18 protein-coding genes are annotated in these 20799 nt (G+C 28.5%); 10 read left to right on the forward strand and 8 right to left on the reverse strand.

What is annotated here, in order from left to right; translation table 11 throughout:
• Nucleotides 1-12: 12 nt before the first annotated feature.
• Together VJI95_RS04645 and VJI95_RS04650 are read right to left on the reverse strand one after the other, a co-directional pair.
• Nucleotides 13-3234 (reverse strand): FtsX-like permease family protein, encoded by a 3222-nt coding sequence (locus VJI95_RS04645; RefSeq protein ID WP_324010429.1) that lies wholly within the window; start codon nt 3232-3234, stop codon nt 13-15.
• A gap of 1 nt (nt 3235) precedes the next feature.
• On the reverse strand, nt 3236-3940 hold the full coding sequence (locus VJI95_RS04650; RefSeq protein WP_324010430.1) for an ABC transporter ATP-binding protein: 705 nt from the start codon (nt 3938-3940) through the stop codon (nt 3236-3238).
• Between the two features lie 317 nt (nt 3941-4257).
• Between VJI95_RS04650 and VJI95_RS04655 the strand changes: the two genes are divergently transcribed.
• Together VJI95_RS04655 and VJI95_RS04660 are read left to right on the forward strand one after the other, a co-directional pair.
• On the forward strand, nt 4258-4683 hold the full coding sequence (locus tag VJI95_RS04655; RefSeq protein WP_323999207.1) for a hypothetical protein: 426 nt from the start codon (nt 4258-4260) through the stop codon (nt 4681-4683).
• Nucleotides 4684-4719: 36 nt separating this feature from the next.
• Nucleotides 4720-5265, forward strand: coding sequence for a DUF6648 family protein (locus VJI95_RS04660; RefSeq protein WP_323999208.1), 546 nt, complete (start codon nt 4720-4722; stop codon nt 5263-5265).
• 41 nt (nt 5266-5306) lie between these two features.
• Here the strand turns inward: VJI95_RS04660 and radA are convergent, their stop codons facing one another.
• Nucleotides 5307-6674 carry a DNA repair protein RadA gene (gene radA / locus VJI95_RS04665; protein WP_324010431.1) on the reverse strand — a complete coding sequence of 456 codons (1368 nt, stop codon included), beginning with the start codon at nt 6672-6674 and terminating at the stop codon, nt 5307-5309.
• Between the two features lie 178 nt (nt 6675-6852).
• Between radA and VJI95_RS04670 the strand changes: the two genes are divergently transcribed.
• Together VJI95_RS04670 and VJI95_RS04675 are read left to right on the forward strand one after the other, a co-directional pair.
• Nucleotides 6853-8145: a 2-hydroxycarboxylate transporter family protein gene (locus VJI95_RS04670; protein ID WP_324010432.1), complete on the forward strand. Its 1293-nt coding sequence runs from the start codon at nt 6853-6855 to the stop codon at nt 8143-8145.
• A 202-nt stretch (nt 8146-8347) separates the two neighbouring features.
• Entirely contained in the window at nt 8348-9502 is a 1155-nt protein-coding gene (locus VJI95_RS04675) for an NAD(P)-dependent malic enzyme (RefSeq protein ID WP_323999211.1), read from the forward strand.
• A gap of 129 nt (nt 9503-9631) precedes the next feature.
• Here the strand turns inward: VJI95_RS04675 and VJI95_RS04680 are convergent, their stop codons facing one another.
• A complete protein-coding gene (locus VJI95_RS04680) occupies nt 9632-10810 on the reverse strand; it encodes a M20 metallopeptidase family protein (RefSeq protein WP_324010433.1) in 1179 nt (392 codons plus the stop codon).
• Nucleotides 10811-10890: 80 nt separating this feature from the next.
• The gene (locus tag VJI95_RS04685) at nt 10891-11571 is read right to left on the reverse strand and encodes a YczE/YyaS/YitT family protein (RefSeq protein WP_324010434.1); all 681 of its coding nucleotides are present in this window, start codon (nt 11569-11571) and stop codon (nt 10891-10893) included.
• A gap of 395 nt (nt 11572-11966) precedes the next feature.
• Here VJI95_RS04685 and dnaX point away from each other — a divergent pair, with 395 nt between their 5' ends.
• From dnaX to VJI95_RS04715, 6 genes are all read left to right on the forward strand, one after another.
• Complete coding sequence (gene dnaX, locus VJI95_RS04690) at nt 11967-13601, forward strand: DNA polymerase III subunit gamma/tau (RefSeq protein WP_324010435.1); 1635 nt, start codon at nt 11967-11969, stop codon at nt 13599-13601.
• A 46-nt stretch (nt 13602-13647) separates the two neighbouring features.
• A complete protein-coding gene (locus VJI95_RS04695) occupies nt 13648-14802 on the forward strand; it encodes a serpin family protein (protein WP_324010436.1) in 1155 nt (384 codons plus the stop codon).
• Between the two features lie 304 nt (nt 14803-15106).
• Nucleotides 15107-15448: a YbaB/EbfC family nucleoid-associated protein gene (locus VJI95_RS04700; protein WP_324010437.1), complete on the forward strand. Its 342-nt coding sequence runs from the start codon at nt 15107-15109 to the stop codon at nt 15446-15448.
• A 2-nt stretch (nt 15449-15450) separates the two neighbouring features.
• Nucleotides 15451-16059, forward strand: a complete 609-nt coding sequence (gene recR / locus VJI95_RS04705; RefSeq protein ID WP_323999217.1) for a recombination mediator RecR — start codon at nt 15451-15453, stop codon at nt 16057-16059.
• 23 nt (nt 16060-16082) lie between these two features.
• Nucleotides 16083-16799: an AzlC family ABC transporter permease gene (locus VJI95_RS04710; protein WP_323999218.1), complete on the forward strand. Its 717-nt coding sequence runs from the start codon at nt 16083-16085 to the stop codon at nt 16797-16799.
• Between the two features lie 20 nt (nt 16800-16819).
• The gene (locus VJI95_RS04715; protein WP_323999219.1) at nt 16820-17137 is read left to right on the forward strand and encodes an AzlD domain-containing protein; all 318 of its coding nucleotides are present in this window, start codon (nt 16820-16822) and stop codon (nt 17135-17137) included.
• Nucleotides 17138-17208: 71 nt separating this feature from the next.
• Here VJI95_RS04715 and pepF read toward each other — a convergent pair whose 3' ends face one another.
• The 3 genes from pepF to VJI95_RS04730 form a co-directional block, all read right to left on the reverse strand.
• A complete protein-coding gene (pepF, locus tag VJI95_RS04720; protein WP_324010438.1) occupies nt 17209-19002 on the reverse strand; it encodes an oligoendopeptidase F in 1794 nt (597 codons plus the stop codon).
• Nucleotides 19003-19084: 82 nt separating this feature from the next.
• Nucleotides 19085-19582 (reverse strand): DNA-3-methyladenine glycosylase I, encoded by a 498-nt coding sequence (locus tag VJI95_RS04725; RefSeq protein WP_324010549.1) that lies wholly within the window; start codon nt 19580-19582, stop codon nt 19085-19087.
• 295 nt (nt 19583-19877) lie between these two features.
• A complete protein-coding gene (locus VJI95_RS04730; protein WP_324010439.1) occupies nt 19878-20534 on the reverse strand; it encodes a hypothetical protein in 657 nt (218 codons plus the stop codon).
• Nucleotides 20535-20799: the final 265 nt, after the last annotated feature.

The raw sequence follows: 20799 nt of genomic DNA on the forward strand, positions 1-20799 counted from the left end.
TCCTGATTATTTCTATTCCACATCTTTTAATGATTCTATCATCGGAACTTTGCTAAGCATTATTTTTACTACAAAGTAAACTACAAATGTGAATAGTAGTGTTACTAGTGCTGAATAAATGTAGCTTATGAGTTTTACTTTGTTGAAAAATCTGATTGAGTCCATCGCAAGTTGTTCCATTATGTTTATGTGTAGACTATGGCCTACAAAGACTCCAAGACCTATTCCTAACATTGTTAGTATTACAGTTTCTTTGTAGATGTAGTTGTCAATTTCCAAAGGATAGAATCCCAAGACTTTAAGTGTTGCAATTTCTCTTTTTCTTTCAGAGATATTTATATTACTTAAGTTGTATAAAACTACGATTGACAAGAAGCCTGAACAAACCACAATTAGCAAGATTATTGAGTTTATGCTGTAAGATGCATCGTCAATTATTCTTTTCAAGGAATGTATGTTTGTGCCTTTTACGGCAACAGGATTTTTTTCTAATTCATTTATTACTTTTTCAATATTACTCTTGCTTCCATCATTTAAAATTAGTAGCTTTGTATTTTTTATAGGTTTTCTGAAAAAAGTTTGTTCATAAGTTTTTTCGTTCATTATAAAGAAATTGCCAACATGATTTTCAAAGATTCCTGCAACGACTCCTTTATATTCCTTGTTGTTATTTATAAATCTTATTTCATCTCCAACTGAAAGTGAAAATTTTTCAGCTAATTTTCTATTTATATAGATTCCGTCATCTAATTTTTCGATTTTTTTATCTCCATTGTATAGACCAAAGAATTTAGAAAAATCGCTTAAATTATCAGTTGTAAAGACCCCTATTTTTTCATCAAAACTTTTTTTTGATTTTATATTTACAGATAATAAAGATAAATCAAGACTTTCTTTAATATCCTTGTTTGATTTTATATCTTCGTTGAATTTATCTAAATCTTTTGACAATGCCATTGGATTATAGATAACTGATGAATGATATTTTGTGTATTTTGAGTATTGTATTTCAGAAACTCCGTCCAAGCTGTCTTTTATTCCAAATCCTAGCACTAAAAGTCCCATACAACCCATTACACCTATAATTGTCATTGACAATCTAAGTTTGTATCTAAAGACATTTCTTAGAGTTGCTTTTTGTAAAAATGAAAGTTCTTTCCATATATAAGGTATTTTTTCAAGAAAAACAAAGTTTCCTGACTTTGGAGCCTTTGCTCTCATAAGTGATGAAATTTTTTCTTTTAAAGTTCTTATACATGTTACATAGGACACAAAAGCTGTGCAGAAAATTGCAATTAATATTCCTACAATAATTATTTGTGGATAGTAATTGTCAAAAACTTTTGTAAATATAAAGGCTTTTAAATAAGATCTGTAAACAAGTGGAGAAATCACTTTGAATCCTAGGATAGTTCCTATTATTCCTCCAATGATACTCGCTAAAAGTCCATAGTAAAAGTATTGTTTTGCTATATCGATATTGCTATATCCCAAAGCCTTTAAAGTTCCTATTTGGATTCTGTTTTCATCTACCATTCTAGTCATTGTTGTAAGTGATACTAAAAGAGCTATGAAATAGAAAAATATTGAGAATACATTTGAAACACCATAGATTCCATTAGATGCAAAATAAACTTTTGACATTGCAGATGAAACAAATCCTTCTTCAATATTGTAATTTGGTTCTATCAATTTGGATAAAACTTCATCGCCGTCAGAAATTTTACTATTTGCATCAAGAACTTTTTCTTTAGCATCCTCCAATTCATCTTTACCTTTATTCAATTTTAAGTTATTTTCTTCAACTTCGGCTTTTTTTTGAACTAATTTTGCATGGTATTCGTCAAATTTTAAAACTCCTTGTTTAACTTGTTTTTCCAACTGTTGCATTTGACTTTCCATTTTTTTTATTTCTAAACTTAGTTTCTGTTCGGCTTCCGATAATTCTTTAATTTTAGCAGAAATACTGAATATATTTGAATTAATCGAGTCCAAATTTCCTTGAATCGTTTGTAAAGTCGTATTTAATTCAGTTAATTTTTTATTTAATTCTCCTTTTTTTACCTTATATTCACTTTCTTCAATTAGTTTTGCCTTATAGTTTTCTTCAAGCAATCTTAATTCTTCATTTACTGTTTTTATTCCTAAATCAACTTCTGATTTAGTTTTTTCCAATTCTTCTTTATTTAATACTAAAGAATTGTTTTTATCTATTAAACCATCTTTATTTTTATTTAACTCAGTTTTTTTAGACTTCAAGTCGTTTAGAGCATTTACCAATTTCCCTTTGTTTTCATTTACATGTTTAATAAATTGATTTTTTTGATAATCCAAATCCGCAAATGCTCTTCTTAAATCCTTTCTTCCGCTTTGTACTTTTTCAAGATTTTGTTGTAATTTCTTTTCACTTTCTTCAATATCAAATTTATTTTTGTTAACCTCTTCTTTACTATCATCTAAAGTTTCTCTTTTTTGAGCATAAATAACATTATATACTTCTCCAGCTCTACCTTTAAACAATCCTTGTAATTCTGTTTTTCTTTCGCTTGATAGCTTTTTGTATTCTTTACTATTTCTATTCAAGTCGTTAAGGTCAGAAAAGGTAATTTTTGCATAAGAAAAATAGCTAAAATCAAAAGTATTTTTTGAGATTATTGCCAAATATCCATTTTCAGTAGTTCCAGCTAGCAATGTAGCTAAAACTTCTGAACTTTTGATAAAGCCTTTTACAGTAAATTTATTTTGTTTTAATTTTTTTACTTCATCTTTAAAAATTCCAAATTTTTCAACATTTTTAAAGTCTATTTCATCTCCAATTTTATATTTATCTCTTAGTCTTTCATCCAACAAAATATCAGAGTCAGATTCAATGTCTTTTCCCTCTACTACTTGAACAGTACTTATTTTTTCAGCCTTACTTTCAATAGTAAAATCAACTTCTCGTTCTTCGTCTTTAAGATTAATACTATAACCATATTCAACATCTTTTAGATTTTTTAAATTGGAAATTATATCCTCATCTTCTTTTTGCAAGCCAAAATTAGAAGAAATTTTATAGTCGTATAAATTTCCTTCTTTTACACGTTCATCTACACTTCTTCTCATGATATATGGAGTTATTTTAAGTCCGACAAAGACCATTACTCCAAGAGCAATCATAAAAACAATAGAAATAAATTTCGGAAATGTTCTAAAGATCGTTCTGTAAAAATTTTTAAACAATGATTTTTTCATACTACCACTCAATTTCCTTTATGTTCTTTGGCTTTTTATTTAATATCACATTTTTTACAGTACTATCATTAATTTCGATAACTCTGTCTGCCATTGGCGCAATTGCTTGATTGTGAGTTATTAAAATTACAGTTGTATTTGTACTTTTACATCTTTGGTGTAAAAGTTCTAAAATTCTCTTTCCAGTATGATAATCCAAAGCTCCTGTAGGTTCATCACATAGAAGCAGTTTAGGATTTTTACAAAGAGCTCTAGCAATCGCAACTCTTTGCTGTTCTCCACCTGATAATTGACTTGGAAAGTTTTTTAATCTGTGAGATAATTCAACAGATTCTAAAACCCCTGCTGGATTTAAACTTTCCTTTACGATTTGCCCTGCAAGTTCAACATTTTCCAAAACTGTTAAATTAGAAATTAAATTGTAAAACTGAAAAACAAAACCTACATCGAATCTTCTATAATCATTAAGTTGTCTTTTATTAAATTTACAAATATCTTTTCCGTCTATAAAGATGTCTCCACTTGTCGCATTGTCCATTCCTCCTAAGATATTTAGGATTGTCGATTTTCCCGCTCCTGATGGTCCGACGATAATGCAAAATTCTCCATGTTCTATTTCAAAAGAAACATCTCTATTTGCAACAATTTCTGAACTTTTTCCTTCATTATATTTTTTATAAACGTTTTTAAATTCAACAAAAGCCATAATTCCACCTTCTTTATATCTTTAAAATGAATAATAAATTGGTAAAATAATTCAAAATTACCTGATTCTACTTTAGCACAAAAATGATAAAAAATCAAGATTTCTAATCATAGTAAAGTATGTTAGTATGCTTATTAAAATTTATTCTTAAAACTTATATTTAATATATTATTAATATCGTTTGCAGTCATATTGTAGAAATTTAATCAAAAATATTTATTTTTCAATAGTTTTTATTAATTTTTTTTGTAAAAAAACACTTGTTTTATTTATTACAAAATGGTATAATGAAAAAAAGAATTTAAGGGGTGGTTTAAATGTTAAATTTTGTACTTGGTCCATCAGGATCTGGAAAAACTAAATGGTTGATAGATAAAGCGAATGAAGAAGTGAGAAAAGGAAACGGAAATATAATTTTTATTGATGCTGATGATTCTCATATTTTCAGCTTAGACCACAGTGTTAGGTTGACAAATGCTAAAGAATATGGCATTGTAAATCTTGACAAATTATTCGGATTTATCTTCGGAATTGTTTCAAGAGACTACGATGTAGAAAAAATTTACATCGACGGAATCTATTCAATAATTAAAATGGATAGCGATATGCTTTGCAAATTTAAAAAGGATGTCGAAACATTTTGCGAAAAGCACAATCTTGAAGTTTTCATGGGAGTTGATATTCCTAAAGAAGAACTTTGCGAAGGGGCTCAAGCAACTTGTGTCGAATTAAAGTTAGACTAAATTTAAAAAGCATCGTTAAGGTGCTTTTTTTGTGATATGAATATTCCAACAAAACAACTTGAAACTTTTTTCAAAAAAAGAAATGATTTGATTTTTGAACTATCAGATGGAAAAATTGATAAAATATCTTTTTTGGAAAAAAATTATGAATTGATACAAAACTTAAATATGAAACCACTTTTAAATATATCTACGCTGGAAGAAGGAATGTATAATTATCAGTACTATAATATTCTGGCGAAATTTTTTAAACAAAAATCAATTTTGTATTCAAACAACAAGAAAAAACAAAAAAAATATAATGAAAATCTTATGAAATCTAATAATTATTATGCAGAAAAAGATAAATATCTTTTAAGGATGATTGATTTTTTAGATGAAAATTCTACAGAAGCATATTTTATAGATATGAATTCAAAGAGGCTCAATAATTCTCTTTTTGAAATTGTTGTAAAAGATGTTGAATTTGCAATTTTTCATTCTATGAATATTGAAATTTTACAGAAATTAAAAGAAAAAAATATATTTGTAAATGAGATTAGAATTTCAAAGATTGATGACTATGTTAATACAAATATTTAAAAGGTTGTGTAGCACATACACAACCTTATTTTTTTATAATATTAAGAGTTTCTAAAAACTTTGTCAATCACTTCTTTTAGAGTTTTGGATTTTTCAACTTTTAATGTTTTTAAATTCTTTATATCCACAACTTCATTTGAAATATAGACCTTTTTGTATCCCATCCTATCAAGTTCCGTTAGTCTTTCACTTAAATTTGGAACTTTTTTAAGCTCTCCAGTAAGTCCAACTTCTGCAATAAAAACATTATCTCTTGGAACTGATTTATTTAAAATTGAAGATGCAACGGAAATAATTACAGCTAAATTTACAGATTGCTCAGAAATTTTTAGTCCTCCCGTAGTCTTTAAAATTACATTTTTATTGTATAAATTAAATCCAGCCCTTTCTTCTAAAATGGAAAGCAATGTATTTAATTGATCTTTTTTAAGACTATCTCCAATTCTTGCAGGATAACTTGTAAAAGATTGAGAAACTAGACTTTCAACTTCAACAACTAACATTCTGCTCCCCTCTTTTACAACGGATAATACACTTCCACAAATGTCCTTTTCCCTTTGAGTTACAAAAAATTCTGATGGATTTTTAATTTCTAAAAGCCCATACTCCTCCATTTTAAAAAGTCCAATTTCTCCAGTTCTTCCAAATCTGTTTTTTGTACTTGTAAGAGTTCTTAAACTTTCATCAGACTCTCCCTCTAGGAGTAAAACTGAATCCACCATATGTTCTAAAGTTCTAAGTCCTGCCATTTCATCTTGCTTTGTCATATGACAAACTATAAAAATCGCTCTAGGCTTTTTATTATTTTTTGCAACTCGAACTAATTCATTTATACATTCGACAGTCTGTGTTGGAGAACCTGCTCTTGACGGAATTGAACTTAACATAACAGTTTGAATACTATCTAAAATTACAATTTCTGCATCAACCTCTTCGATTGAATTCAAAGCCTCGTCCATACTTTGTGTAGATTGTATCCAAATATTTTCAGGAATTTCTTTTACAATTCTATTTGCTCTTGACTTTATCTGTGAGGAACTTTCCTCTGCAGAAATATAGATAGATTTTACATTTTTACTTGCAAAGTCTAATGCAAGCTGTAAAAGCAATGTGCTTTTACCACAGCCGGGTCTTGCAGTTAAGATATTTACACTATCCCTTACAATCCCACCACCTAAAACACGATTTAACTCATCAATTCCGGTTATAAGTCTATCATTTTCATTTATATTTACATTTTTTAGTTTTTCAACTTTTCCCTTTGCAACAATTTTGTCAGTCGAGCTTTTTACATCGGAAACTTCAATCTCTTCTATCGTTCCCCAGCTACCACAAAAACTGCATTTTCCTTGCCAACCCAAGGATTCTTTTTTGCAATTTGAACATATATATTTTTTCTTTGTTTTCATTTTAATCACCAACTATATTTTAATGTAAAAATTTTCAAAAAGCAACCTTGGTTCCACTATTTTTTAAATCAGATTTAATTTCATAATAAAATTTTTTAGTAAAGATATTCATTATTGATATATAAAAAAATTTAATATATAATATGTACTGAAGATAATTTTTAGAAAGGAGTCTTTTATGAAAGATTTAAAAATTTCAGGACTAAAACTTCCAATGTATATGATAGCTTTAGTTCTAAGTATAATTTCAATTTATACTGATACATTACCATCCGGTATGATTGGGGCTTTCCTTGTATTGATGATTTTTGGAGAACTATTTAATCTAATTGGAAATCACACTCCAATAATCAATACTTTTTTCGGTGGTGGTGCAATTATTTGTATTTTTGGTGGAGCTGCTATTGTTTATTTTAAAGTTGCTCCGGAAAGTGTTATAAAAAATACTACAACATTTATGAAATCAGCCGGTTTCTTGGATTTTTATATTGCTGCACTGATAACGGGTTCTATTTTAGGTATGAATAGAAAACTTTTAATTAAGGCTTGTTTAAGATATTTGCCTTGTATCTTAGGTGCTGTTTTTCTTTCGCTACTTTTTGTTGCACTTGGCGGAATGCTCTTTGGAATGAGTTTTAAAGAAACTACTGCTTATATAGGTATTCCTATTATGGGTGGAGGAATGGGTGCCGGTGCTGTTCCAATTTCAAAAGTTTTTGCCCCTACTCTAGGTGTTAAAACTGAAGTTATTTTGGCTAAATTAGTCCCTGCCGTTGCACTTGGAAATGCTCTTGCAATTGTATCCGGTGGACTTTTGAATAAATTGGGAAAAACATTCCCTAAATTAACAGGAAATGGTATGTTAGTTAGAAATACTGGAGATACTTTCAAAGTAGAAAAACTTGAAGACAATTCTCAAACAACTGTAATTGATTATGGTGCGGGAATTATAGTTGCAACAAGTTTCTTTGCTCTAGGTTCTTTAATTTCAGCAGGAATGAAAATGTTAGGGATAAACATTCATACTTATGCTTGGATGATTATTTCAGTTGCAATCGTAAAAATGTTGGATTTACTTCCAAAAGAAGTTGTTAAACCGGCAGAAATTTGGTATTCATTTGTTGCTAAAAACTTTACAAGTGCTCTTATGCTAGGTATCGGTATTGCATATACAGATTTAGGGCAAATAATCAGTTCTTTCTCATTCCAATACCTAATTCTTTGTGCATTGGTTGTACTTGGAGCAATAATAGGAGCTGGTGTAGTAGGACATCTTGTAGGTTTTTACTTTGTAGAATCAGCAATAACTGCAGGACTTTGTATGGCAAATATGGGAGGAACCGGAGATGTTGCAGTTCTAACTGCATCGGATAGAATGGAACTTATGCCTTTTGCACAAATTTCATCAAGACTTGGAGGCGCTTTTATAATTTTATTAGCATCATTCCTGGTTCCAATATTTTTTGGATAGATAAGAAACCCACTCTTCCTCGATGCTTCTCATCGGGCAGGTGCCTTGACGCAATAAGAATTTTATATCTTACTAAAATTTTTAAATGTTATACACTAAAAACTTAAAAAGAAAAATTTTTGAAATTATATACTTGTATTGACTTTTAGAAATCTTTGTAGTATATTAACAACGAATATTTTATTATAAAGGAGAGAAAAAAATGGATGTTTACGAAAAAGCCTTGTTGCTTCACGAACAATGGCAAGGAAAATTATCAACAGAATTAAAGGCAAAATTGGAGAACGCTGAGGATTTAACTTATGCATATACTCCAGGTGTTGCAAGACCTTGTATGGAAATAAGCAAAGACCCTTCTTTAGCTTATAAATATACAAGCAAAGCTAATACAATTGCTGTTATTTCAGACGGTACTGCTGTTTTAGGTCTTGGGGATATTGGTCCTGAAGCTGCTATGCCTGTTATGGAAGGAAAATGCTGTTTATTTAAAAAATTTGGTGGAGTTAATGCTGTTCCTATAGTTTTAGATACAAAAGACCCTAAGGAAATTATTTCAATTGTAAAAGCTCTTGCTCCTACATTTGGCGGAATTAATCTTGAAGATATTTCTTCTCCAAGATGTGTTGAAATTGAAAGAACATTAATAGATGAACTTGATATTCCAGTATTCCACGATGACCAACATGGTACTGCAATAGTTGTTACAGCGGCATTAATTAATGCATTAAAATTAGTTAAAAAAGAAGCTAAGGATATTAAAGTTGTCGTTTCAGGAGCTGGTGCTGCTGGATATTCAATCATCAAATTAATTATGATGTTGGGTGTTCAAAATGTAATAGCATTTGACTCAAAGGGTGCAATAAACAAAAAACATTCAGAAAATTATAACTTTGTAAAGAAAGAACTTGCAGAAATTACAAATAAAGAACAAAAAGATATGACTATGAAAGAAGCTTTTGTTGGTGCTGACGTATTCATTGGTGTAAGTCAAAAAGATTTAGTTACTAAAGAAATGGTCGCTTCAATGAATAAGGATGCAATTGTATTTGCAATGGCAAATCCACAACCTGAAATTCTTTATGCAGATGCAAAAGAAGCTGGAGCAAGAGTTGCTGCAACAGGAAGATCAGATATGCCTAACCAAATTAACAATGTAGTTGCTTTCCCTGGAATTTTTAAAGGTGCTTTAGAAGCAAAGGCTAAGAAAATTACTGATGAAATGAAATTAGCTGCCTCAATCGGACTTGCAAGTATGATTCCTGATGATAAAATCAGAGAAGATTATGTAATAGTTTCCGCTTTTGAAGAAAATGTAGCTAATACAGTTGCAAAAGCAGTTGCAGAAAAAGTTAAATAGTAAGAAATTAAAGCAAATCCTCAACATTGTTGGGGATTTTTTGTTTGTTATTTTTTGATGTATCTTCGATACATAAAAAAATAAATTTGAGAATACAAAATGGATTGTCGTTTTCGACAATCCATTTTTCTAGCTTAAATATTTAAAAACAGTTCCCAAAACTGCACACATTCCTTTGTAAAATAAACTTTCTTCAACATCGAATTTGCTATGATGATGAGGATATATTTTATCTCCCTCGTGAAGCTTCGGATTTGAAAGCATAAAGTAAGTTCCTTTTGCTCTTTGTAGGAAATAAGCAACATCTTCTCCACCCATGCTCGGATTTTTTATAATCTCGACTGAATCTTCTCCTAAGACTTCTTTTGTATTTTCTATAAAAAATTCAGTAAATTTTTCGTCATTAATTACTACAGGATACATAAAGTGATAAACTGTTTCAGCTTCACAATTATAAGTCTTTGCAATTCCACCTGCAATTTCTTCAATTCGCTTTGCAATAAATTCTCTTACTTTTTCGTCTAAAGTTCTAACTGTTCCTTTGATGTAAACAGATTCAGGAATTACATTATGAGCAGTTCCCCCTCTTATTATTCCGATAGTCAAAACTGCATTTGAAATCGGATTTATTTCTCTTGAAATTATCTTTTGAAGTCCAAGTACAATTTCTGATGAAACTACAATTGGATCAGCTGAAAGATGAGGTGTTGCGGCGTGCGAGGATTTTCCTTTTACATAGATTTCAAAAATATCTGCTGATGCCATTATAGCTCCTGCTTTTACTCCTATCTTTCCATATTCAATAGGAATCAAACAGCCTTCATGAAGTCCAATTACTGCATCAACTTTTGGATTTTCCATACAGCCTTCTTCAATCATTGGTAAAGCGCCTCCTGGTGTTTCTTCACCAGGTTGGAAAAATATTTTAACCGTTCCCTTAAGTTTATTTCTATTTTCATTTAATATCATACAAGCTCCAAGTGCCATTGCAGTATGTCCGTCATGTCCACAAGCATGCATATTTCCATTTGTGGAAGCAAAAGAAAGTCCTGTTTCTTCAATAACTGGAAGTGCATCACTATCGGCTCTTATCGCAATACATTTACCCTCTTGTTCTCCGTCAATTTGAACAACAATTGCATTCCCATTTAATAATTTTTTATAATTTACACCAATTTCATCTAAAACTTTTGAAATATATTCCATAGTTTTGGGAAGTTCCAATTCTAACTCAGGAATTTGATGTAAATCTCGTCTTATTTTTATAACTTTTTCTTCTTTTTCTTTAACCAATTTTAGAATATCCATAAAAACCTCCTTGATTTTAATTGAACACTATAAACATATAATACCACTTTTCGCAACAAAAAAATAGGGTTCCCCCTATTTTATGCAATAACTTCTTTTTCAAATTTTTCATCATCTTGGTTTACGCTATCAACCAATTCTGCACCCAATATTTTTTTGAGAAAAGGAGCAAGTAATTTTCTTGTAAACTGAATAAAAGGTCCTGCAAAGAATGTTATAATCAAAGTTCCAATTCCAACAACTCCACCCATTAAATATCCGATAATAACAAGTAGAAAATCAGAAATAACTCTTACGGTTCTGTAAGAAAATTTTGTCTTATCACTTATTAATTCAGAAATTCCGTCGGTTGCCCCAACTCCTAAATCTGTAAAAATGTAAATTGTAACACCGATAGCTATAATAAAAGTTCCTATAATACAAATTATGATTTTATAAATCAAACCCAAATCTTGCAAATTAATCCAACCAAAAATCAAATTCATTGCTTCAACTGTATAACCTATCGTAAAAATAGCTAAAATTGATGATATATTTATATATTTTTTATCCACAAAAAATATTATAGTCAAAAATACTATATTAAAAATTACTGCACAAGTTCCATAACTTAATCCCAATTGTTTTGACATCCCAAGATCAACTGTACTTGCAGGGTCAACCCCTAAATTAACTTTAATTGTAAAAAATACTCCTATACCCAATATAATCATACCGATTATAGACATGGCAATTCTAATAAATAATTTATCTTTTTTCATCTTTCTCTCCCCTACCTGAATATTTTATAAAAAATAGAAATAGTTGTCAATGTTTAAAAATGGACTTATAAAGAACTTTGTTAATTTTTTTATAAATATTGGACTTTTGCAATTTAGAAAGCTTAGTTTTAAATATCTCTTTTTTATTTATGATATTCAATTATTTTTATGATATAATATGAATATACTTATGCATTATAATAAGTATATTCATATTTCACCATAGTTACATAAATTTAGTTATCAAAAGGAAACTATGGTATAATATTAATAGCTTTATGCCTAATGATAAAGCTGTTAATATTTCATCATAGTTACAATAATTTAGTTTTTAAAAGGCAACTATGATATAATATATATATATATATATTAATTAAAATATTAGAGGTGTAATTTTGAAACAAGCTATTTATAGAGAGTTTAGACCTAAGGATTTTACAAGAGTAGTTGGTCAAGAACATATTATTGAGATTTTAAAAAATCAAATAAGAACGGGAAATCTAGGACATGCCTATCTTTTTTCTGGAATAAGAGGAACTGGAAAGACAAGTTGTGCTAAAATTTTCGCTCGTGCAGTTAATTGTTTAAATCCAATTGATGGAAATCCATGCAATGAATGTGAAAATTGTAAAATGATTTTAGAAGACAAGGCTCTTGAAGTTGTAGAGATGGATGCTGCAAGTAATAGACGTATTGATGATATAAGGGAATTAAAAGAAAAAGTAATCTATCCCCCACAAATCGTAAAATATAAAGTTTATATTATAGACGAAGCCCATATGATTACAAATGAAGGCTTCAATGCTCTTTTAAAGATTTTAGAAGAGCCACCTAAACATTTAATTTTTATTCTTGCGACAACAGAAATTGATAAACTTCCTGATACAATTATTTCAAGATGTCAAAGATTTGAGTTTAAAAGAATTGGTAATTCAGATATAGTTGAAAATATAAACTATGTTTTAAATAATCTAAATGTTAAGATAGAAGAAGACGGTGTCAATTTGATTTCCGAGCTTTCTTCAGGCGCAATGAGAGATGCTTTAAGTCTTTTGGATCAAGTTGTTGCAACAGGAAAAGAAAAAATTACTATTGAAGATATAAATGAATGTTTGGGACTTGTGAACTTAAATATGCTCTTTGAGCTTTCAAAGTCAATTTTAAATTCATCCAAAAACGAAACTATTGAAACTTTTAGAAATTTGGTGAAAAATGGAAAGACTCCACATAATATAATCATTGATTTAATCAAACATTTTAGAAATATAATTTTAGTAAAGAGCATAAAAAAAGAGCTTACAACTTTAAATGATGTTGAATATAAGAGATATTTAGAACATTCAAATAAATTTGAAATGGATGAACTTATTTTCATTTTAGAAAATCTTTTAGATGTTGAAGATAAGATGAAAAAAAGTGATATGCAAAATGCTCTATCCGAACTTTTAATTATAAAAATCTGTTCATTTAAGAAAGAAAAATCAGAAATGGAAAAGAGAATTGAAACTCTTGAAAAAATTATAAAGAGCGGAAATTTAAAGGTCGATTTTGTAGAAAAAGAAAAAATTTCTACTGAAGTAGAAGAAGAAAAAATCATTGAAACTGTTCAAAACACGGAAATTATAGAAGATATAGAAAGTACTGAAAGTGTAGAAAATACAGAAGATAATAATACCGAAGACATAACAAATGAAGTGAACACTAAAAATGTTGAACAACCTACAGAAGAAAAAAATGAAATTCACGAAAAAATTGAGTTAACTTCTTTTAAAGATGTTTTAAAAGAAACTATTTTCAAGAAAACTGTTTCTAAACTTTTTGATGAGAGTGTAAAAGAAATTTTCTATTTTCCAAAAGAAAATTTCTTACATATCGATTGTAAAGAATATTTATTTAAGTTTGGAAGTTATAAATTAGATGAGAATAATTGTTTTGTTTTAAAAGAAAATGATGTTTTGAATGATTTCTTTACAAGAGTTAATATGCCTGTTCAAAACTCGTTGACGATTTATGCAAATTTTATTGGTTAGAATGTTTATTTTTAAGTTATTGTAGTATTAAGAACGGAGGTATGCTATGAAAAAACTTGTTAAAACTATTCTTTTACTGTTCATTTCAGTTTCTTTATTATCTTGCTCAAAGTCAGAAAAGTTGTTTCCTGAAAACAGAGAAAATCTCACTTATGACTCTTCAAAATCAAATATGACGAATAAAGTGAATTTAGATATTTTTTCTACCTTGGTAAAAAATAATAAAATTGATGAAAATTTTGTTTTGTCTCCTCTATCAATACAAAGATGTCTGGATTTAATCTCTCTTTGTACAGAAGATAGAAAAGATTTAGACTTTTTAAAAATGTATGATGATGCACATCTTCAAAATTTGAATTTTAAAAATACAAGTTTAGCAAGTCTAATTTTGATAAATTTGCAAAATGTAGAAGGCAAAACTAAAAATCTTAATTACGGCAATATCAAAACTGTTAAATCATCAAAAGAAGGCACAAAAACCTATCAAGATTTTCAAAAATCTAATTTAAAAGAAATTTTGGACAAAGATGAATTAGGTTCTGACTTAGTAGCAGCTTTTATTGATACAGTCAATTATGAAGTAAAATGGGAAAAACCATTTATCGAGAAGAAGACTGAAAAACGAGATTTTACAAAGCTTGATGGTTCAAAGATACAAGTAAATACAATGTATAATGTTTATGATAATAAATCTGCAATATCAGATGATGAAAAGGAAGTATTTTCTATTTCATCAAATGAGTCAACTATTTATTTCATAAAGCCTAAAAAGAATAAATACTATTCTTCAAATGAATTACTTGGATTTATGAAAGAAATTGATGAAAGTAACGAAAGATACACGGTTAATTTCTTTTTACCAAAAATAGATACGAAGTCTGATGTTGATTTCAAGGATTTATTTGAAAAAATCGGTCTTGGTAAAATGTTAAATTCTTTTAAATTAGAGAAGTTATTGCCTGATATGAGTCTTAAAGTAAGCGATGCTAAGCAGAACTCTACCCTTAAAATTGATGAAAAAGGCGCAAAGGCAAAATCTGTAACAAAAATAGGAATGAAATCTACAAGTGCCCCTAGCAAAGGTGATAAGATAGATATAAAAATGGATAGTTCTTTCTATGTAATTATTACAGACTATGACGAAAATAGCAAAGCAAATTTAATTACTTTTACTGCATTTATTACAGATCCAAGTAGATAAGAACCTCACCCTTCCACGATGCTTCGCATCGGGTGGGTACCCGAGAACCTTGTTGCTTCGCAATAAAAAACATAAAAATTTATAAAGACAATATAGAAAAAATATTTATTCATATATTGTCTTTTTTATATAAAAAATTTTTATAATTACTTTATCTTGTTATTGTAAATTATTGATTTCTACTCAAAAAAATGCTATTATAAAGTATAATTTTTAAAGTTTTATGTTATTAGATTAACAAAAACTTTTTAGTAAAATGTTGTGAAATTAATATTAAATAATTTTATTTTTTAGGAGGTAGTTTATGGCTAAAGGCGGTTTCCCTAAATTCGGTGGTGGAATGAATATGGGTAATATGATGAAACAAATGCAAAAAATGCAAAAAGATCTTGAAAATACGCAAAAAATGTTAGATGAAGAAGAAGTTTCTGCTACTTCAGGTGGTGGAGCAGTTGAAGTAACTGTAAATGGAAAAAAGGAAGTTTTAAGTATTAAACTTAATCCTGAAGTTGTTGATCCAGACGACATTGAAATGTTACAAGATTTAATTATAACTGCTATAAATGAAGCTAATAGAAAAGCTCAAGAAAAACACGATTCAGAAATCAATAAAATAACAGCTGGAATTAATATTCCAGGATTATAAAAATGAATAATTATACTAAATCTATAGATGAAGTTATTCATTATTTGTCAAAACTTCCATCTATTGGGAGAAAATCAGCGACTAAAATGGCTTTGAAAATTTTAGAAATGGATGATGATTATACTATTGAATTTGCTAAAAGTCTTATAAATATGAAAAAAAATACTCATCATTGTAAAATTTGTGGAAATTTAACAGAAAATGAAATTTGTAATATTTGTGCAGATGAAAAAAGAGATAAGTCAATTATTACTGTTGTAGAAGATATGCAAGGTGTTATAAGTTTAGAAAAAACTAAAGTTTATAAGGGAACTTATCATATTTTAAATGGCCTTGTTACTCCAAGAGAGGGAATAACTTTAGATGACCTAAATGTGGATTCTCTTTTGGAGAGAATTGAAAAAGATAATGTAAAGGAAGTTATATTTGCTATCAGTCAAACAATTGACGGCGAATTAACTGAGCTTTATATTGTCGATTTACTAAAAAAATTCAAAGACCTAAAAATTTCAAAAATTGCTAATGGAATTCCAATAGGTAGAAGCATAGACAATTATGATGAATTAACATTTTTAAAAGCATTAGAAGATAGGAGAGAGATAGAATATTAGGTTCTAATATTTATGGGGGAAATATGAAATCGACAAATAATAACTTTTTATCAGGCGTTCGACATTCAATACCTATATGGATAGGTTATATCCCATCAGCAATTACTTTGGGAATTCTATGCAATGCTAAATCGCTGGGTTTATTACATGCTTTTTTAAGTTCTTTTGTTTTATATTCGGGTGCTGCCCAATTTATGTTGGTAGGTTTTTTAATATCAGGTGTTCCACTTTTTGGAATTGCAGTTTCCGTATTCTTATTAAATACAAGACTATTCCTTATGTCCGCTACTCTTGGAGCAACTGTAGATAAGGTAAATCATAAGGCATTCCCTATAGTAGGATGGTTATTAACAGATGAAAGTTTTTCTATACTTTCATTTAACAAAGAAAAAGTAAATACATCATTTACACTTGGAGTACAAATTCCACCCTATTTTATTTGGGGAATTTTTACAATAGTAGGTTATTTTTTGGGAGATTTTTTACCAAAAGATATAAGAACTGCTTTTAGTGTTGGTCTTCTTGGACTTTTCATAGCTCTACTTGTTCCAAATGTAAAAAAACATTTTATAACTATAAGAATTGTTATAGTAACAGCAATAATATATGCTATTATCTATTATACTAAGGTATTTCCACTAGGTTGGGATATTGTTTTTTCAATAATACTTTCTTCAATAGTAGGAATATTTTTAATAGGTGATGAAACTTTAGAAGATAAAGAAGAAATAAAAGAATAAGGAGAGAATAAGAAGAAATTATGGGCAAATATTACTATTATATCGTCGGCACATTAATTGCCGCTGCTGTAACAATTATTCCAAAAGTTCTTCCATTATTCTTTCTTAAAGGAAAAACTTTTAATAAAAAATTGATGACTTTCTTTAAAATAGTACCTTATACTTCAATGTCTGTACTGATTTTAAGAGAAGTCTTAGTTGCAGAGTCAGCTAACAAATTAATGTATGTAGTTACAATTGGGGTTGCTTCAGTAGTTTCATATATAACTAGAAATATGGTACTTACTGTGTTTGCATCAATACTAACAACATTTCTTTATATGAATATTTTTATATAAGCATTTAGGGAGCTTTAAGCTCCTATTTTTGTACAAAAAAAGATACTGATTTAATCAGTACCTTTTGTAAATTATTCTTTTTCTATCTTATCAGTTAATCTTTCCATTTCGTCAATTAGACTTCCAATGTACTCTATTGTATTAAGAAGTGGCTTATCTGTTGTAATATCAACATCTGCCATTTTTGCAAGATCTACTGGATTTTTGCTTCCACCAGCTTTTAGAACTTCAATCCATCTTTTTGCCTTTGAATTATCCTTTAAAATATTTAGGCACATTTGTGTTCCAATTGTTAAACCTGCACTGTAAGTATATGAATAAAGTCCCATGTAGTAATGAGGTTGTCTCATCCATGTTCTTTCAACTCCATCTACAAGTTCTACATCTTCTCCAAAGAATTTTTCCATAGTTTCTTTAAAGATTGTATTTAAAGTTTCAGCGTCAACTGCTCCACCTTTATCTATAATTTTATAAACTTCTCTTTGATAATAAGCTTCTAAGAAATGTGTTACGAAATTATGATAATATGTTTTTGAGATTATTTCAGAAATAATCCATCTTCTTTCCCTATCAGTCTTTGCATTTTCAAGTAAATAATGAGCCATAATCAATTCATTTGTTGTTGATGGTGCTTCTACAAAATAAGTTGAACAATCAACATTTAAAATATTTTGATTTTGATGGCAAAGTGAAAAATGACCACCATGTCCAAGTTCATGAGCGATTGTAAGAATATCGGACATATTTCCTGACCAAGTTAAAAGGACATAAGGATGAACTTTATAAGGACTTGCACAGAAAGCCCCTGAAGCCTTTCCTTCATTGTCAACATAGTCTATATATCTATTATCAAAAGCTCTTTCCAAATAAGCCTTATAATCATTTCCTAAAACAGATAGTCCTTCAATAACCATATTTTTACATTCATCAATGCTGTAAACTTTTTGAAATTCTGAGTCTAGAGGCATTTTCATATCAGAAAAAGTCATTTTATCTAATTTATTTACTCTCTTTAAAAGTCTTGCATATTTTCTAATATGAGGTGCAAGTTTTTCCATAATAACATCACATTGTCTATTGTACATATCCATTGTAACTTCTTGTGAAGATAGAAGATAATCAAAAACACTATCGTATTTTCTAACTTTAGACATTGCCTTATCTTGTTGAACATTGCTATAATATGCACTTGCAAAAGTATTTTCATATTTTTCTAAAGTCTTATAGAACTTTTTAAAAGCATCCCTTCTGAACTCAGTATTTGAATCCACTTCAAAGCTTCCTTCAAAAACATTGTAAGTCATTGGAGTTTTTACTCCATTTACTTCAACATCTTCAAAAGATAAATCTTGCATTTTTGATTGTTGATAAACTCTGTAAGGAGTTTCAAAACTTCCTGATAAAGCTGAAAGTGTACTTTCTACTTCTTTTGATAAAGTATGATCTTTTCTATCTAAAAGTTTTTCTAAAAACCTTCTGTTTTCAGAATTTTCTTCCATTGCTTTTTCTATAATTTTCTTATCATTTGCTAGAATTTCAGTTTCAACAAAGCTAAGTTTTGCATAAACCGGAGCTATTGTATTTTCAAAATCTACCATTCTTTCGAATTCTTCTTTTCCACCTAAATCAGTTTCATAATCCAAACTTGCATAACTTGCAGTTAAATCAATCAATACATAAATAGGTTTTAAATCTTCCAAACAGCTATTTATAGTACAATAACAGTCAAGTTTTCCTTCATAAGTCTTTACAAGTTCTTCTGTTTTTTCAACAATTTCCTTAAGAGCTTTTTTGTAATCTTCTTCTGTTTTAAAAAGATCACTCAAATTCCAAGTTAAACTTTTATCAACTTCATTTCTTTTCATATCATACCTCCAAAAATGTTTTCTTCTACAATATCTATTCTACCATATTTAAAAAGTTTTTTCATTAGTTTATTATAAAAATCTATTCTTTATCCACTCTTCTAAAATCACAATCTAAAAGGTGATCATTAACCATTCCTACAGCTTGCATAAAAGCATATACAATAGTAGAGCCAACAAACTTAAAGCCTCTTTTTTTCAAATCTTTGCTTATTTTTTCAGAAAGCTCCGTTTTTGCAGGAACTTCTTCAATTAATTTCCAATAATTTATAATAGGCTTATGATTTACAAAGCCCCATAAATAGTTACTAAATGAACCGAACTCCTCACATACCTTAAAGTAAGCTTTTGCATTGATTGCAACAGATTTCACTTTCAAACGATTGCGTATGATTCCTTCGTTTTGAAGAAGCTCTTCTTCCTTTTTTTCATTATAGTTTACAACTATTTCAGGGTCAAAATCATCATAGGATTCACATAACGCTCGCATTTTATTTAGTATGGTAACCAAGCTAAGCCCCGCTTGCATTCCCTCTAAACAAAGCATCTTAAATAGTTCTTTATCGTTAAATTCAGGGATTCCCTATTTCTCATCGTGGTATTTCTGTTCAAGTTGATTATAATTCGCCCAACTACATCTCTTAATTTTCTTTTCCATGACTACTCCTTAATTTAATTGGTATTTTATAATAAAAGAACTGTTCAAGAGTATTTTCTTTTACATTACCTATTCTAACATATTTACAAAGTTTTTTCATTAAATTATTATATAATATTAATAACATTATTTATGTAAAAAAATCGAGATAAAATGATAATTAATCATCTTAATCCCGATTTTAATACAAATATCTTAAATTTAGCTTAAAATTTTATTAATCAAAAACTGCAATAATTCTGTAAAAGTCTAATCCAAAATAATCCTTTGATTTTTCCAAATCTTTCTTCGCTTCTTCAAAATTTTCATTTAACCATTTATCTACATCTTCGTTTTTAGAAAGCATATCATAGAATTTTGCTTCATTAACTTCAGAATGAATACTTTGGTAACATCTTGTAATCTTTAAATTACCTTCTTTATCTTTAAAAACAGTAAATTCTAAAACTAAAGAATTACCACTAATTTCATCCGATTTAGAATAAGTAAATTTAGTAATAACCTGCAATTTAAAGTTAAAAATATTTCCATCTTGTTTCCACTTTTCAACTTCAACAGGTTTTACTGTAACTTCGTATCTATAATAATAATTGTCCAATTCTTTACTCTTTAAATTATTATACTTAATTTTATAATTCATAAGTTTTAGGACATCCTTTGAAAAATAGGACTCTAAATTATTTTTTTCCCCCAAATCTCTATTGTTATAAAATTTTGCAATGGCATCAGAAGCAAAATCTACTTCTTTTGACAATGCCTTCTCTTTATCATGAATTTCATCTTGAACATCTTTAGCTATGGATTTATTTGTACTAAAAGACCATAATACCAATATGGAGAAAAAGCTAAATATTATAATTCTTTTTATTTTCATAAAAATCCTCCTACAATCAATCAAATACTAAAATATTCCACCCCAACTAAATTATACCATATAGCATTTCTGATTTCAAGTGATATCAAATTAAATTATTATGTTGTAAATTGCAATAACTTACTTTAAGATTATAAAAATTAATAAAATATATTTAAAAAAATTTTTACAAACAGCACTTTTAGTATTGAGTTTTTTCTGAATTTCTTGTAAAATATTGTTATGCAAAATACAAAATTTTGTAAGTTTTGATATTTTAGTTTTT

This window comes from Parvimonas sp. C2 (assembly GCF_035282405.1).
Lineage (GTDB): Bacteria > Bacillota > Clostridia > Tissierellales > Peptoniphilaceae > Parvimonas.